We start from the raw sequence: 15,726 nt of genomic DNA on the forward strand, positions 1-15,726 counted from the left end.
AAGGACCCGCCTCGCTCACGCCGGAGCCGGCAGTGCCCGCCCGCTCCTCGAGGTCAGCGCGACGGCCAGAGCGATGAGAGCGGGCGCACCGCCCGCGAGCAGGAACGTGATCTCTCCGCCGAGCGCGTGCACGGCCCAGCCCGCGGCGAGCGCCCCTGCCGCCTGCATGCCCGTCATGCACACGACGTAGAGCGACACCACCCGCCCGCGGATGGCGCCGTTGGCGGAGAGCTGGGTGAGCGAGTCGTTCCCGATCATGAACGCGGTCCGCATCAGCATCGACGCGACGAGCCCCACGACGAACAGTCCGGCGACGGGCGCGAGGCCCGAGCACGCCCAGACCAGGCCCGAGCCGGCGAGCAGCAGCGCACTGTCGCGGAGGCGCAGCTGCCGCCGGCGCGCGGCCACCAGGCTGCCCAGCAGCGCACCCACCGCCGATGCGGTCTGGAACAGGGTGTACCCCAGCGTGCCGAGGCCGTAGCGCTCGTTCGCCGCCCAGGCCATCAGGATCGATGCCGTGAGGGCGAAGAACGCGAGCGACGAGATCAGCAGCAGGGCGGTGCGGATCTCCGGCTTGCGCTGCACGTAGCGGATGGCTTCGCGGATCTGCCCTCGCCGAGCGACGACCTTGATAGCCGGATGCAGCGCGGAGCGGCGGATCCCGAGCAGCATCACGATGCCCGCGAGCGGCCCGAGGGGTGCCGCCACGAGCGCCCATCCGGATCCGATGATCGCGACCAGGCCGGCGGTGAGCAGTGCGCCGAGGATCCCGGCGAGCTGCTGCACGGCGGCGTTCAGGCTCATCGCGTTGGGCAGTGCGCGGGTACCGACCACCTGCACGAGCAGCACGGCCCGGGCCGGCGCCTCGAACGCCGCGGCGACGCCGAGCAGGAGCGAGGAGGCGACGATCAGCGGCACGCCCGCGGTGCCGAGGATCGCCGGCACACCCAGGCAGAGCGCCGACAGCACGACGAGAAGCTGGGTCAGCACGACCGTCTGGCGGGGCGCGAAGCGGTCGCTGAGGACGCCTCCCCACGGCCCGAGCACGATGGAGGGCAGCAGCTGCGAGGCGACGACCAGGGCGACGAGGCCGACATCGCCGGTGAGCTCGATCATCAGCGAGTCCGTGGCCAGCCGCGCCAGCCATCCGGCGGCGGAGGTCGCCGCGAGGCCAGCGAAGTAGAGCCGGAAGTTCGCCTCACTCAGCGCCGCGAAGGTCGCGCGGAAGGTCGGTCGGGTCGCGAGCACCGGCAGCGGCTCGGTGATCGGATGATCCACGCCCGACAGAGAAGACATGACCTCAACGGTACGGAGGATCACGCGATCACTCACGATAATGAGAGACATAACTGTTATTGGATCTGTGAATGAGCAGGATCCTGCGGGACGGGAGCGCACGTGTTCGAGCCGGATCTGCTGCGGTGCTTCGTCGCCGTGGCGGAGAATCGCAGCTTCTCGGAGGCCGGGCGGCAGCTCGGGATCAGTCAGCCGACGGTCAGTCAGCGGGTCAGGCGACTCGAGGAGCAGGCCGGCCGCTCGCTGATCGCCCGGGACACCCACAGCGTCGGCCTCACCGACGGCGGCGAGTCGATGCTGGCCTTCGCGCGTCGCACGCTCGCCGTGCTCGATGAGGCGCAGGCCTACTTCTCCGGCCCTGCCGAACGGGCGACGGTCCGCTTCGGCACGGCGGACGACCTCGCCCTCACCCACCTGCCCGGGATCCTCCGCGACTTCCGCCGGAAGAACCCGCACATCGACGTCGAGATCACCGTCGGCCAGTCCGCAGCCGTCGCCCGACGCCTGCGCGCCGGCGCGCTCGACCTCGTCTACGTGCGACAGGAGCCGGGCATCGCGGAGGGCAGGGTCGTCCGGCGCGAGCAGCTGATCTGGGGCGCGCACCCTTCATTGCGACTCGATCCGGGCGACGTGGTCCCGCTCGTCACCTATCCCCGACCGAGCCACTCCCGCGCCGCCGCGGTCACCGCGCTCGAGACGGCGGGGCGACGCTGGAAGGCGAGGTGCACGGTGCGCGACATCACCGGGATCCTCGCCGGCGTCCGGGCGGGCCTGGGTGTCGCCGTCTTCCCCGGCGGGATGATGCCCCCGGATCTCGTGCGCGCCGACGCCGCACTGGGCCTGCCGCACCTCGACACACTGGACTTCGCACTCATCGACGATCCCGCGGCTCCCCGCGCGCCGATCGAGGCGCTGAGCGCGGCGATCATCGACTCGCACACCCGTGAGGCGCGCCAGCTCCCCGGCGCTTCGGAGAGCTGACGGGGATCGGCCGCGGCCAGACCGCGGACGCCGCGCGACAAAAGCGAAACGGCCCGCCGAAGCGGGCCGTTTCTTACTGTCTCAACACAGTGTGCGCCTGGAGGGACTCGAACCCCCAACCTTCTGATCCGTAGTCAGATGCTCTATCCATTGAGCTACAGGCGCATCCGGTCTTTCACAAGACCGCCCGCTCTCGCGGGCCTCGTCAACAATACCCCAGAGGCGGGGCGGAACGCGAATCGAGAGCGCGGCGAGCGCACCGGTCGGGCGTGGCGGATATCAGCGCACCTGCCGTGCGGCGCGCTTCTCCTCGCGCTCCGCCGCCTTCGCGGCCGCCTTGTCGGCCTTCTCCGCCGCCTTGTCGACCTTCTCGCGGTTCTTGCGCCGCGCGCGCTGATCCGAGGCGAGCGCCTGCAGGTCGACGAGCCGCAGCGCCTGCATGCGGGCCTCACGCATCGTGGCGTAGTCCGGATCCTCGTCCGGGCGCATGGCTTCGACGGAAAGCCGGCTCTGCAGGTTTCCGGCGACGTCGCCCCACGCGGCGGCGCGCGCCGCCTCCACCAGGAACCGCAGCGTCTCGGGATCGTCGGCCATCTCCCGCAGCCGGTCGGCCACCGCCGAGGACTGCTTGGCCCGCCGCTTGAGGTTGCGCACATCGCGGTCGCGGTAGTCGTGCGTGCCGTGCGGATCGGAGTACCGGCCGTGGGCGCGCTTGCGCAGCCTGTTGGCCAGCTCCGCCGCCTCCTCGGACTCCGCGGCGAGCGCGATCAGTGCCTCGTGCGCGTCGTTCATGTACTTGGCGACGTCGAAGGATCCGCCCTGCGCGATCGTGCCCACGAGGATGTGGTTCTTGACGGTCAGACGGGCGGCAGACGTGGCGATCGCCACGCCCTCGGCAATGGCGTCCGCGCTCTTTCCCACTCCGACCTCCTCCTGACATCGAGCGTACCGGTTCCCGTTCCGCAAGAGCAGGGCGATGCGGCAGGATGGGACCAGCGTCTGCGCCCACCCGACGCGTGCGACGAAGCGTGCGAGGGCGCAGCGGTAGGAGGAGCGTTGCCTGTTCTCGACGCATCAGGGCGCAGCAGTGCCATCACCGGGGCCGCCAACGGCATCGGCGCCGACACCGCCAGAGCGCTCGCGCGCCGCGGTGCGAACCTCGCGCTCATCGACCGCGACCGGGCGGGTCTGACCCGCATCGCCGACGAACTGCGCGCCACCGGCGCCACCGTGACGGTGCATCCGGTCGACCTGCGCGATGACGACGCGGTCGTCGCGGCCGGCGAGGACGTCGCCGCCGCGCACCCCGAACTGCAGACGCTCATCACCTGCGCCGGATCCTCGATGCTCGGTTCCCTCGATCAGCTCTCCATGGAGGAGATGCGCTGGCTGATGGACGTGAACCTCTGGGGCACGGTGTCGATCACGAAGGCGCTGCTGCCCGCCCTGCGCCGCGCTCCCGCCGCGCACATCACCCATATCGCCAGCATCTACGCGATCGCCTCGCCGGGCGGGCGGATCCCCTACGCCATGACGAAGTTCGCCGTGCGCGCGTTCTCCGAGGCGCTCATGCACGAGCTCGAGGGGTCGACGGTCACGGTCGGCGCGATCTATCCCGCCGGTGTGCGCACGGGGATCATCCTGCACGGGCGCTACGCCTCGTCGATCGACCCCGGCGTCGCCGGACGGGCCGCCGCCGCCCAGGCCGCGATGTACCACATGGAGCCCGCCGCCGCGGCGGAACGCATCGTGCGCGCCACGTTGCAGCGCCGGGCGCGCACTCTGATCGGGCGGGAGACCCGCCTCGTGGACGCGCTGGTCCGACTCGCGCCGGTGCACTACTGGGGACCGATGCGGCGCCCACTGCGCGAGGCGATCGACACGACGACCCCGATGTCGCCGCGCTGAGCGCGTCACTCGCCGGCGACCGAGGCCTCCTGGCGGGCTGCGGGAGCCTCGTCGCCGTCGGCCGCCGCAGCCGCATCCTCGCGCACGGGCTCCTCCGCGGCTCCCCCACGCGCGGCCGCGGCGCGCGCACGGATCGCGGCCGTCTCGGCGTTGTACTCGGCGAGCTTGCGCAGGGCCGTCTCGGTGCCCGCCCTCAGGTGACGCTGCACGCGCAGCCGCAGGGTCGCCGTGTCCCGCGCCGCGAACGACTCGAAGATGCGCGCGTGGTCCTCCGCCATGGAGATCAGGTCGTCGTGGTCGCGGAACAGCAGGAGCAGGCGCCCGCGCATCATGCCCAGGATCTCGTTGACGGTCGCGTTCTCGGCGAGCTCGGCCATGACCAGGTGGAACTCCGCCCCCGCGGTGTGCGCCGCCGCCGTGTCGCCGACCCCGGCCGCCGCGAACTCGCGCTGGAGCGCCGCCTCGACCTTCGCGATCCCGTCCGACGTGTGCCGCAGCGCCGCGATCTCGAAGACGAGCACCTCCAGCACGTCGCGCACCTGCGCGATGTCGCGCACGTCGTCCTCGGTGAACTGACGGACCACGGCCCAGGAGCGGGGACGCGCGGTGAGCATTCCCTCGGCGAGCAGCTGCCGGATCGCCTCGCGCACCGGCAGCCGGCTCACGGCGAGCTCTTCGGCGATGTCCCGCTCGATGAGCCGGTCGCCGGATCGCCGCTGTCCGGACAGGATCGAGTCGCGCAGGAGCCGGACCACCCTGGCCGACTCGAGCTCCACGCTGCCCGCGTTCCCCATGGGCCCATTGTGGCACCGTCGAGTGCGGGTGAACCTTGTCGGACCGAGTCCATCAACCAGGGCCGACAGGAGGGATCGCCGTCGTCGTCAGGACCGCGTCGGCGTCCCGTGCTCCTCGAGCCAGTCGAGGACCTGCTGGGCGGCGTCCTGCACCGGCAGCGCCGCATCCACGACGAAGCCCGCCTCGCCGGGCGCGAGCGGCTCGAGGGTGTCCAGCTGCGAATCCAGCAGCGACGCCGGCATGAAGTGCCCGAGGCGGCGCCCGAGGCGTTCCGCGAGGTCGTGCTTGGTGCCCTTCAGGTGCACGAACTCGACGCCCGGGCGGGCGAGGATCTCGCGATAGCTGCGTCGCAGCGCGGAGCACGTCACGATGCCGGGCTCCCCCGCCTCCTGCTTCGTGACGATCCACTCCCGGATCAGCTCGAGCCAGGGGCGGCGGTCCTCGTCGGTGAGCGGGATGCCGGCCTCCATCTTCGCGACGTTCGCCGCGGGATGCAGGTCGTCCCCCTCCTGCAGCGCCCATCCCAGGCGCCCGGCCAGCACTCCGGCCAGCGTGCTCTTGCCGGATCCGGAGACCCCCATCACCACGAGGACCGTCGGAGGCGCCGCGTGCGTCGTCATCATCGCTCCGTTCCCGTCAGCCGACGAAGACGCCGATGATCATGACGCCGGCGAGACCTGTGACCGAGATCAGGCACTCCATGATCGACCACGACTTCAGCGTCTGCGGGATGCTCAGGCCGAAGTACTCCTTGATCAGCCAGAACCCCGCATCGTTCACGTGCGAGAGGAAGACGGATCCGGCGCCGATCGCGAGCACCAGCAGGGCGGATCCGGCCGGCGACAGGCCGAGGTCGTGCACGAGCGGCTGCAGGATGCCGGCGGCCGTGATCGTGGCGACGGTGGCGGATCCGGTGGCGACGCGGATCAGGACCGCGACGAGCCAGGCGAAGAACAGCACCACGGGCAGCGCGCCGCCGATGCCGGAGATCGCGTGGGCGATCACCGTGCCGATGGTGGAGTCGACGAGCACCTGCTTGAAGCCCCCGCCCGCACCCACGATGAGCAGGATGCCGGCGATCGCCGGCAGCGAGGACGACACCGAGGCGCCGACCTCCTTGGAGCTCATGCCGCCACCGCGACCCAGCACGACCATGCCGACGAGCACCGCGATGAGCAGCGCGATGACCGGCTTGCCGAGGAAGTCGACGATGCCCTTGAGCGCCGAGGTGTCGTTCGGGGCGACGATGTCGACGATGGCGGAGAGCAGCATCAGCACGACCGGCAGCAGGATGCTGAACAGGGTGGTGCCGAATCCGGGGCGCTTGCGCGCTTGGACCGCCGCGGTCTCACCGGGCTGGGCGGAGTCCTGCGCCGTCTCGAACAGCGCCGGCACGGGCACGTCGACCCAGCGGGCGGCGAGGCGGCCGAACAGGGGGCCGGCGATGATGACGGTGGGGATCGCGACGAGGACGCCGAAAGCGAGGGTGAGGCCGAGGTTCGCACCGATCAGGCTGATCGCGGCGAGCGGGCCGGGGTGCGGCGGCACCAGGCCGTGCATCGCGGAGAGCCCCGCGAGCGTCGGGATCGCGATCTTCATCAGGGAGACCCCGGAGCGGCGGGCGACCAGGATGATCACCGGCACGAGCAGCACCAGACCGACCTCGAAGAACATCGGCAGGCCGATCAGCGCGCCGACCAGGCCCATGACCCACGGCAGCGCCGCGGCACTGGCCTTCGAGACCAGGGTGTCGACGATCCGGTCCGCGCCGCCCGAATCGGCGAGCAGCTTTCCGTAGATCGCGCCGAGCGCGATCAGCACGCCGACGCCGCCGGCGGTGGATCCGAAGCCGTTGGAGAAGCTCGTGACGGTCTGCGTGGCGGACATCCCGGCGACGAGACCGGTGACGAGCGCGCCGATCACGAGGGCGAGGAACGGATGCAGCTTGACCCAGGTGATGAGCACCACGATGGTGGCGATGCCGATGAGGGCAGCGAGGATCAGCACCCACTCCGGGGCTGTCGTCGTGGGAGGAACGGGATCGGCCGCCGCGAGGAGGGTTCCGGGAACGGCGGCGAGAAGGATCGAGGACATGGCCATGAGCTTCCTTGGTCTGGCGGAGAGATTTCGCCTCAGCGTAAGCGATAAGTAGGACTTAATCAAGCACCTTCTCGCAATACGCCCTCCTACAGTTCACTCAGGCGCCTTCTTGCCGGGCTATCGCCATAATGGGCTTCATGGCAGAAGGGATCCGCGAGGCGGCCTCCGCGCAGCACCATCGGCTGCTCGACACGATCGGCATGCGCATCGTGGAGGGCGAGCTGGCGCCCGGTGCCCGGCTGCTGACCGCCGAGGTCGCCGCCGAGTTCGGCGCGTCCCGGTCCGCGATGCGCGAGGTGGTGCGCGTTCTTGAGACCATGGGCATGGTCGAGGTGCGCCGCCGGGCCGGGGTGGAGATCCTGTCCGCGGACCGATGGAGCCCGTACGCCCCCGAGGTGATCCGCTGGCGGCTGGACGGATCCGACCGGCTCCGCACCCTGCACGAACTCAGCCAGCTGCGCTCAGCGATCGAGCCGCTCGCCGCGCGTCTCGCCGCAGTGCAGGCCCCTCCGGAGCACCGTGCGGCGCTCGTGAAGGCGGTGCTCGGGATGGTCGAGAACGGCGAGCGGGCGGATGAGCCCGCTTACCTGCAGCACGACATCGACTTCCATGCGGCCGTGCTGCGCGGATCGGGCAACCCCTACCTCGCCGGGCTCGCCGACGTGGTCGCCGAGCTGCTGCACGGCCGCACCGCGCACGCGCTCATGCCGCACCGCGCGGATGAGACCGCGTTGCGACTCCACCAGGACGTGGCCGCCGCGATCACGTCCCGCGACCCCGAGGCCGCGGCCACCGCGATGGCGGCGATCGTGTCCGAGGCCGACGAAGCCGTGGAGGCCATGTCGCAACCCGAGCCCTGAGCGCCTCAGGGCCCTGAGCGCGCGAGCGACCGGCGGCGGTCTTCATCCCGCTGATAGCCGCCGGACAGCGCCCGCCAACGGCCGGCGCGCATAATCGAGGCATGACGAAGGCGGACAGCGGGACCGGTCGGGGCACGAGGGCGCCCAGCCTGCTTCCCGGGCTGCTCGCCGCCTCCGTCCGGGGCGTGCGGCGCGTGCGGCGCCCCGCCACGTCGACCGGGCCCGCCTTCGACCTGGCGTACGTGCGCACCGGCCCGCGCTCGGCCGTTCCGATCGTGGTGATCCCCGGCGGCCCCGGGCTCGGATCCGTGCTCCCCTATCGCCGCTTCCGGCGCCGCGCCGCGGCCCTCGGCCTCGACGTCATCATGATGGAGCACCGCGGCGTCGGGCTGTCCCGTGCCGATCTGAACGGACGCAGTCTGCCGCTGTCGGCGATGCGCATGGTCGACGTGATCGACGACCTCGCCGCCGTGCTGGAGGCGGAGGGCGTGCGCCGTGCCTACATCTCGGGCTCCTCGTACGGCAGCTACGTCGCGGCGGGATTCGGCGCGCGCCATCCCGAGCGGGTGGCCGGGATGCTGCTGGACTCCGCCCTGCAGTCGGTCGCGGATCGCGATGCCGAGCGGGCGATGATCCGCGAGCTCTTCGTCGACGGGGACACCAGGATCGCCGCGTCGGTGCGCGAGCTGCTGGACGACGGATCGGATCCGCGGATCCTCCTCGGAGTGCTGCGCGCGGCATACGAGCTGGGCGGAGCGGGACTGCTCGAGCCGCTGCTGCGCCAGCGCCTGCACGGCGCGCACCGTGCCGTGCGCGACGGCCGGCCCGGCGGCTCGCACGGGCGAGGATCGGTGTGGTCGGCGCTGGAGGCCTACGTCGACAAGGGCGAATCCGAGGCGCACGTGCCGGGGTTCTACGAGTTCGACCTCGTCGGGGCGATCGCGTTCCGCGAGCTGGGGTTCGGACCGGATCCGGACGGATCCGCCCTCGACCCCTCGCTCACCTACGCGCCGATCGCCGACCGGTTCCCGCGGTTCGCCGGCGAGCCCTTCGACCTGACCGCCGCGGCGGCGGGCTTCGACTGGCCCACCGTGCTGCTGACCGGCTCCCGCGACCTGCGCACGCCGGCCGCCGTGGCAGAGCGCGTGGCCGCGGCTGCTCCGGACACGGTGCTCGTCGAGATCGAGAACGGGCACAGTGCCCTCGAATCGCACCCGCTCGCGCTGCTGCACGCGCTGCAGCGACTGAGCAGCGGCGAGCAGCAGCGCCTCCCCGCCGAGAGCGCGATGATGAGCGCGCTCCCGCGCCGCGGACTCGTGGCCGGTCTGCCCCGGCTGCTCACCGCGGGCACCCGCTGGGAGGCGGCGCTCCGGTCGTGAGACCGCGCTCCGGTCGTGAGACCGCGCCGCGCCCGCCGGAATGCCCTGCCGGCGGCGCAGGCCCGTCCCGGAATGGATCCTCGACCCATTCCGTTGCAGAGATGGTGACCGCCTCCCGCTCCGATCTCCTTGCCGCCGACACGGCGATGGGCGCCGTGACCCTGCTCGTCGCCGACCTCGACGCCATGACCGCGTACTACCGCGACGCCGTCACGCTGCGGGTGCTTTCGGCCGAGGGCGACCGCGTGGTGCTCGGCCGCGGCACGACCCCGGTGGTGATCCTGCTGCACAGCCCCGGCCTCGCCCATGCGGCGCCGCGCGCCGCCGGACTGTTCCACACCGCGATCCTCTTCGAGACCCAGGCGGCCCTCGCCGCCGCGCTGTACTCCGTCGCGCGGCGCGCCCCTGGAACCTTCACCGGCAGCGCGGACCATCTGGTCAGCCAGGCCTTCTACTTCACAGACCCGGAGGGCAACGGCGTCGAGCTGTACTGGGATCGCGATCGCACGCAGTGGAGCTGGGCGCACGGGCAGATCGAGATGGACACGCTGTACCTGGATCCGAACGCCTTCCTGGGCGAGCACCTCACCGAGACGGCCGCCGATGACCCGGTGATCGGCGGCGCGAGCGTCGGCCATGTGCACCTCTCGGTCGGCGACGTGGCCTCGGCACGCGAGTTCTACGTGCAGCGGCTGGGATTCGAGACGACCGCGGAGCTCGGCGGATCCGCGCTGTTCGTGAGCGCCGGCGGCTACCACCACCACGTGGCCATGAACACGTGGAACAGTGCCGGTGCCGGCCGGCGCTCCCCGGCACTCGGCCTCGGCCGCGTCGACATCGTGCTGCCCACCGACGACGAGCTCGGGGCCGTCGCCGAGCGCATGACGCACTTCGGCGTGGACGTGCGCGACGACGGCCGCACGCTCGCCTTCGAGGATCCCTGGGCGAACGCGATCCGGCTCACGACCGCCGGCTGAGCCTCACGACCGCCGCCCAGCACGGGGCGACCGCGGGCTGAACCCGCCGACCGCGGGGTGAGCCCGCCGACCGCGGGGTCGCCCGACCGCCGCCGTCGGCGCGACGACGATCGGTCGGGCGTCCTCAGCCGATCCGCACGGCGCTCACGGCGCCGTCGGGCCAGGTCACCTCGAGGATCGCGTCGCCCTCGCGCGTGGTGACGACCCGTGACGACGGCCCCGCCTCGGCACCGCGCCCCAGCCGCACCGCCGCGACGACCACGTCGCCCTCGGCGACGGCGGCGAACTCCAGCCGTGGGATCGTCGTGATCGCCCCGATCGGCGATGTCCCCGTCTCCGTGCGCACCGAGGCGGCGAGCGCGCCGGCGCCGATCCCCGACAGCGCCTGCAGCTCGGAGCGCACCCCGTCCAGCTCCAGCGACACGGCGTCATCGACGCTGACCACGACCGCCTCGGCGGGACCGGTCAGCGGCCAGCCGCTCACGCGGATGGGGAGCGGCGACGCGGCGACGCCCTCACGCGCCAGGCGCCGGGTCGCGCGCACCTCCCACGAGCCGCGGACCACGCTCGCCGTCGCGAGCAGCGGTCCGTCGGTGACGATCCCCGCGCGCCCGGATCCGTGGTCGTATCCGGGACCGTCGGTGCTCGAATCCACCCAGTGCGCGTCGGCCACGGACGTCGCGAACGCCGCGATGCCGTCGTCGCCGATCGCACCGCGGGCGAACCCCGTGCGGTGCGTGGAGCGCCCCGCGGCGTCGACCGCGCCCACCATGTTGTCGGCGGGATCGTCGATCGTGGCACCGGTGAGCGGCGGCAGTGTCGCGCTGGAGTAGCCGAACCGGGCGTAGAGTGCCGAGTCCCCGATGCGGTCGCCCTCGAAGGCATGGTCCGCGCCGTGGTTGATCACGCGCACGATGCCGTCCGCGGCGGTGCCGCTGACCAGCCAGCCGGCGGGCCGGATCACGCGGCGCACGTCGCCCTGCTCGATCGGCAGCGGCTCCTCCACCGCTGTCCAGACCTCATGGTCCGCCGGGAGCACGAGTCCGAGGAAGCCCTTCGACGCCCAGTACGGCGAGCCCGCACCCGAGTACGTCTGCGCCATCGCCGGCCACTCGCCGAACAGCCCCATCGTGAGCAGGCCGCGCTCGTCCATCGCCCCGCGCTCCACGAACGCGCGCAGCTCGCCCGAGGCGGCACGGCGCAGCGTTCCGAGCGGCAGCCGCGTGGCGCCCGAGACGGCGCCCATCCACAGCGGCGCGGCCGTGGCGAACCGGTAGATGAGGCTGCGCCCCTGCAGCACGGGCATGCCGTCCGCGCCGATGAGCGCCGCGTAGTCGTCGAGGAATTCGGTGAGCCGGGCGCGGAAGACGGGCGCGAGCGCGCCGGATCCGTACCCGTCCGCCCCTTCGGAACCGGCCCACAGCAGCGGATACAGATGCATCGCCCAGCCGCAGTAGTAGTCGTAGGCGCGCCAGGTGCCGTCGGCCCACCACCCGTCGGCCTGGTAGTAGTCCTCGATGCGGGCGAGGTCGGCCGCGATCCGTGCGGGATCGTGCGGTCCACCGACCGAGGCCAGGAAGGTCTCGACGGTGATCCGGAACCACAGCCAGTTGTTGTCCGGGTACCGGCCTACGGGATTCAACGCGAGCCAGTCCACGATGCGCTGCTGCGCGACCGCGTCGAGCGTGTCCCACAGCCATGGCCGGGTGAGCTGCAGGCCGAGTGCGATCGACGCGGCCTCGACCTGGGCCTGCGGCTGCGCGGCGGGCAGGATCCACCGCTCCGGATTCGCCGGATCGGTGCCGGCGACGAGCCCGTCGCGGTACCAGTCCAGGAAGCCGTGCGGGTCCGCCCCGCGCTCCCCGGTGAGGCGGAAGGCGAAGAGCATGAACGAGCGCGCGAAGCCCTCCAGGCCGTCACTGTCCGCCCCGCTGCTGCTGGTCTGACCGGGCAGGCGCACCTGGCTGCGCGTTGGCGTGAAGTACGGCCGCAGCGACAGCAGCAGGTGGTCGGCGACGGCGGCCCAGTGAGCGCGCGTCCACCCGGTGCGCGGCGAGAGCGCGCGATCCTCGGGCGGCAGGATCAGGCGAGCGGGGTCGAACGCGGTCACGGGGTCTCCTTCACGAGCGGGTCCTCTGGGGTCGGGATGATGGCGGTGGGGATGGCGGCCGGCGCCACGGCGATCGGCGCCGGGATGCTCGGCCGCAGGGAGGATTCGCGCACGTGCAGCTCGGGACCGAGCTTCACCCGGAACGCGGGGCGGCCGCTCCCGGCCTCGAGCCGGGCGATCAGCAGGTTCACGGCCTCGCGTCCGACGTGCTGCTTGGGCGGACGGACCGCGGTGATCGCGGGGTCGCCGAATCGGGCGACGTCGTCGTCGTACGCGACGATCGCCAGATCGTGCGGCACCCTGATGCCGCGATCCAGCGCGTGCTGCTCGAGCGCGAGGGCCTGCGGATCCGGCAGCACGATCACCGCCGTCGTCTCCGTGTCGCTGATCACCTGCAGCGCGTCGTCCATGGCGCGCTCCCGCCCCGCGGTGTCGAAGCGCACGCCGTTGATGCACGCGGCGTCGGTCGGCAGCCCGAGCGAGCGCAGTGTGCTCTCCCATCCGCGCCGTACGTAGCGCCCGGTGGGCCGCTCGGTCTCGGTGATCAGCCCGATCCGCTCGTGGCCCTGCTCGTGCAGGTGCCGCACGGCGAGCGCGGCGCCCGCGGTGTGGTCCGACACGACCGAGTCCAGATGCGGTGCCGCAGCCGCGGAGCGCACCCGGCGCTCGGCCAGCACGACGGGCACCGGGAGCGCATCGAGCCACTCCAGCATCTCGATCGCGTTCTCGCCGAAGGTGTCGGGGGCGACGATGAGCCCGTGCAGCCCCGGGGTGTTCAGCAGCGCCTCGACCTGGCGGCGGTTGTCGCGCAGGTCGTAGGTCGAGGCGCGCAGCAGCAGCCGGGCGCGCAGCTGCGCGGCCTGGGCTCTCGCGCCGTGCACGATGGGCGGCCAGTAGTAGTCGAGCGAGGGCACGACCATGCCGATCGTGTAGCGGGTGACGGCGGGGTCGTGGCCCGCGAGCGCGGGGCTGAGGCCGGGTTCGAGGCTGCTGCGCAGGGTCGCTCCGCCATGCACGCGCGTGACGAGCCCCTGCTGGGCGAGGGCGTTGATGTCGCGTCGGATGGTGAGCTCGCTCACACCCAGGCGTGCCGCGATCGTGGAGACGCTCACCGAGCCGTGCTCGCGGATCTCGTCCATGATCCGCTCCCGGCGTTGCAGCGCGAACAGCGGATCCCGCCCGCTCACGAGATCTCCTCGATCACGGTCGTGAACGTGCCGGCGCGTCCGCCGACGCTGTAGACGAGGCGGGTCAGCCGCGGACCCCACACCGCGATGAGCTCGGGATCGTCCAATTCCCACTCCTCGAGCGCGGGGACGATGGGAGTGCTCCCTGCCGTCGCGGCGATGCGGATCCGGTGTCCGTCGGCGGCGACCTCGACCCCGCCGGCGGACGGCGTGACCTTCCCCGCGGCGATGAGATGCAGCCGGTGCGCGCCGTCCTCGCTCAGCCGCCAGCGGTCGGCGACCTCGATGCGCTCCGTCCCGCTCGGGGATCCTGTGCCGTCGAAGCGGAACGTCCGCCGCCAGGAGTCTCCCGCCGGGAGCGGGTAGGCGCCCGCCAGCTCCAGTTCGAGCACGGCGGGATCGGCGGCGAGCGGCGCCGGCCCCGGTTCGCCGCGCGGCGCGGCGATCACCTGTGCGGCGAACACCGGCCCCTCGCCCTGCTCGAGCCCGAACGGCGCGGGGGCGTTGTGCCAGCCGCTCTGCATCGCACGGATCCGATACCGCTCGGCGCTGAACGTCTGCGCGGTGTAGGTGGGCTTGCCCACGTCGACGAGAAGCTGCCGACCGCCGGCCGCGACGAGGAAGGATCCGAGGTCCTTGTGGTTGTGGTTCTCATCGTTCGTGCCGCCCTTCGCGGCGAGCGCCAGCCCGGCGGCCGTACCGTCCCCGGAGCGGCGCACCAGCACCTGCACCGACGGCAGCCAGACGGCAGCGGGAAGCGGGGCGGCGGCCGGCACGGCGTCCCGCCACGCCGTGTCGGCGAGCGCGCGGACCAGGCGCGGCAGCCCGCCCGCGACATGCGCCACCGGAGCCTCGGGCCGGCGGGCGGCGCGCGCCCAGGCCGTCACCCTCGCGTCACCGGTGAGCGTGCCCCAGCGGAACGGGAGCTGCCAGGGCTCGTGCCCGCGTGAACGCGCCCAGCCATCGGCCACGTTCACGTACCAGTCCCCGCCGAGGTGCATGCGCATCGGGAACCGCAGCGTCTCCGCGACCACGGGGATCCCGGTGGCGTCGAGCCCGCCGTCGGTGATCGCGGCCACGATGTCGAGCATCTCGAGCATGCGCCCCGCGCCGTTCCACCAGTACGCGACGCCCTCATCGATGGCCCCGTCGGCGGGCAGTTCCGCGACGTAGCGGTCGAGGCTGTCCAACGCCCGCGCGAGGATGCGCGCCACACGCTCCGAGTCGTCGAGCAGCAGCACGGCGGCCAGCAGCACGTTGCCCAGGATCCACGGGTTCCAGTTGTTGACCTCGCGCCAGTAGCCGAGCCACCACAGGTCGTCACGGGTCTCGAACGGTGTGAAGACGCGCGTCTCGGCCTCGTGCCGGATGCGCTCGCGCAGCCCTGGCCAGCTCTCGTCCCACCGCGGGCCGAGCAGGCGGTCCGCGACCGCGAGCTGCGCCACGATCTCACCCGCGACGAGGTCCAGATAGGGGGAGGCCACATCGGGCAGCACGAAGCCGCGGCGGGCGTGCGCGTCGTCGTGCGCCGGGAGCGACCAGGTGCTCTGCTCGCACAGCACCACGGCCCCGTCGGCGGCCTCGTCGATCCACGTCTGCTCGTCGGTCACGGCCGCGGCGGCAACGGCCCCGGTGAGTCGCTCCTGCCGGTCCGACACGGCGCGCTCGTACGTCGCGCGATCGCCGTCGCGCACGTATCGGGCGAACAACGAGCCGAGAGCGTCGGCCCAGGGGTGGCCGAGGGACTCCGCCGCGGCCGCGCGGATCCGTTCGATCGTGATCGGATCCGCCTGCTCCCACACCTCGCGCTGCGCGATCGAGGGGATCCCGACCCGTTCGCGCAGCGCTTCAGGGGTGGCGCCGCCGACAGTCGTCCGGAGCGCCTCCCCGCGCATCGCCTGGCGCCACTCCGTGAACAGCGGACCGCGGAATTCCGCGGATCTCACGTCCGTGCCGTGCGGCGGCACGGCGTGCGCGCTGACCCGGGAGAGGGCATCAGCATCGAGGTTCCGCGACATCGTTCAACCTTCGCTTGTGCTTGTATCTGTTCGACTCTGAATGTTTGGTTTCGTCTCGAACGAGTCCGAGTATCTACTGAGTTCAGCGACGACGCAATGCCCTGCTTCGTCGGGA

Annotated in this window: 13 protein-coding genes and 1 tRNA gene; 5 read left to right on the forward strand and 9 right to left on the reverse strand. The window is 72.3% G+C overall.

Features of this window, described 5'->3' with window-relative positions:
• Positions 1 to 15: 15 nt before the first annotated feature.
• A complete protein-coding gene (locus LXM50_RS14585; protein WP_233312187.1) occupies positions 16 to 1,296 on the reverse strand; it encodes an MFS transporter in 1,281 nt (426 codons plus the stop codon).
• A 102-nt stretch (positions 1,297 to 1,398) separates the two neighbouring features.
• On the opposite strand from LXM50_RS14585, the gene LXM50_RS14590 reads away from it, so the two are divergent.
• Positions 1,399 to 2,277 carry a LysR substrate-binding domain-containing protein gene (locus LXM50_RS14590; protein ID WP_233312188.1) on the forward strand — a complete coding sequence of 293 codons (879 nt, stop codon included), beginning with the start codon at positions 1,399 to 1,401 and terminating at the stop codon, positions 2,275 to 2,277.
• Between the two features lie 92 nt (positions 2,278 to 2,369).
• Here the strand turns inward: LXM50_RS14590 and LXM50_RS14595 are convergent.
• Together LXM50_RS14595 and LXM50_RS14600 are read right to left on the reverse strand one after the other, a co-directional pair.
• Positions 2,370 to 2,442: transfer RNA gene (locus LXM50_RS14595), tRNA-Arg, on the reverse strand.
• Positions 2,443 to 2,556: 114 nt separating this feature from the next.
• Positions 2,557 to 3,198, reverse strand: a complete 642-nt coding sequence (locus tag LXM50_RS14600) for an asparagine synthase (protein ID WP_233312189.1) — start codon at positions 3,196 to 3,198, stop codon at positions 2,557 to 2,559.
• 135 nt (positions 3,199 to 3,333) lie between these two features.
• Here LXM50_RS14600 and LXM50_RS14605 point away from each other — a divergent pair, with 135 nt between their 5' ends.
• Positions 3,334 to 4,185 carry an SDR family oxidoreductase gene (locus tag LXM50_RS14605; RefSeq protein WP_233312190.1) on the forward strand — a complete coding sequence of 284 codons (852 nt, stop codon included), beginning with the start codon at positions 3,334 to 3,336 and terminating at the stop codon, positions 4,183 to 4,185.
• A gap of 5 nt (positions 4,186 to 4,190) precedes the next feature.
• Here the strand turns inward: LXM50_RS14605 and LXM50_RS14610 are convergent, their stop codons facing one another.
• From LXM50_RS14610 to LXM50_RS14620, 3 genes are all read right to left on the reverse strand, one after another.
• Positions 4,191 to 4,979 carry a GntR family transcriptional regulator gene (locus tag LXM50_RS14610; protein ID WP_233312191.1) on the reverse strand — a complete coding sequence of 263 codons (789 nt, stop codon included), beginning with the start codon at positions 4,977 to 4,979 and terminating at the stop codon, positions 4,191 to 4,193.
• Positions 4,980 to 5,066: 87 nt separating this feature from the next.
• Complete coding sequence (locus LXM50_RS14615; protein ID WP_233312192.1) at positions 5,067 to 5,600, reverse strand: gluconokinase; 534 nt, start codon at positions 5,598 to 5,600, stop codon at positions 5,067 to 5,069.
• A gap of 16 nt (positions 5,601 to 5,616) precedes the next feature.
• Complete coding sequence (locus LXM50_RS14620; protein ID WP_233312193.1) at positions 5,617 to 7,074, reverse strand: GntP family permease; 1,458 nt, start codon at positions 7,072 to 7,074, stop codon at positions 5,617 to 5,619.
• 143 nt (positions 7,075 to 7,217) lie between these two features.
• Between LXM50_RS14620 and LXM50_RS14625 the strand changes: the two genes are divergently transcribed.
• The 3 genes from LXM50_RS14625 (at position 7,218) to LXM50_RS14635 (ending at position 10,296) form a co-directional block, all read left to right on the forward strand.
• A complete protein-coding gene (locus LXM50_RS14625) occupies positions 7,218 to 7,940 on the forward strand; it encodes a FadR/GntR family transcriptional regulator (RefSeq protein WP_233312194.1) in 723 nt (240 codons plus the stop codon).
• Positions 7,941 to 8,041: 101 nt separating this feature from the next.
• Positions 8,042 to 9,319 carry an alpha/beta fold hydrolase gene (locus LXM50_RS14630; protein WP_233312196.1) on the forward strand — a complete coding sequence of 426 codons (1,278 nt, stop codon included), beginning with the start codon at positions 8,042 to 8,044 and terminating at the stop codon, positions 9,317 to 9,319.
• Positions 9,320 to 9,420: 101 nt separating this feature from the next.
• The gene (locus LXM50_RS14635; RefSeq protein WP_233312204.1) at positions 9,421 to 10,296 is read left to right on the forward strand and encodes a VOC family protein; all 876 of its coding nucleotides are present in this window, start codon (positions 9,421 to 9,423) and stop codon (positions 10,294 to 10,296) included.
• 124 nt (positions 10,297 to 10,420) lie between these two features.
• On the opposite strand, the gene LXM50_RS14640 is transcribed toward LXM50_RS14635, so the two are convergent.
• From LXM50_RS14640 to LXM50_RS14650, 3 genes are read right to left on the reverse strand one after another with little or no spacing between them, the layout of a single operon-like run.
• Positions 10,421 to 12,406 (reverse strand): DUF2264 domain-containing protein, encoded by a 1,986-nt coding sequence (locus LXM50_RS14640; RefSeq protein ID WP_233312206.1) that lies wholly within the window; start codon positions 12,404 to 12,406, stop codon positions 10,421 to 10,423.
• Positions 12,403 to 13,593, reverse strand: coding sequence for a substrate-binding domain-containing protein (locus LXM50_RS14645; RefSeq protein WP_233312208.1), 1,191 nt, complete (start codon positions 13,591 to 13,593; stop codon positions 12,403 to 12,405). The genes LXM50_RS14640 and LXM50_RS14645 overlap by 4 nt, the downstream gene beginning before the upstream one ends.
• Positions 13,590 to 15,611 (reverse strand): heparinase II/III family protein, encoded by a 2,022-nt coding sequence (locus LXM50_RS14650; RefSeq protein WP_233312210.1) that lies wholly within the window; start codon positions 15,609 to 15,611, stop codon positions 13,590 to 13,592. The genes LXM50_RS14645 and LXM50_RS14650 overlap by 4 nt, the downstream gene beginning before the upstream one ends.
• Positions 15,612 to 15,726: the final 115 nt, after the last annotated feature.

It is taken from the genome of Microbacterium sp. Au-Mic1, assembly GCF_021341785.1.
Lineage (GTDB): Bacteria > Actinomycetota > Actinomycetes > Actinomycetales > Microbacteriaceae > Microbacterium.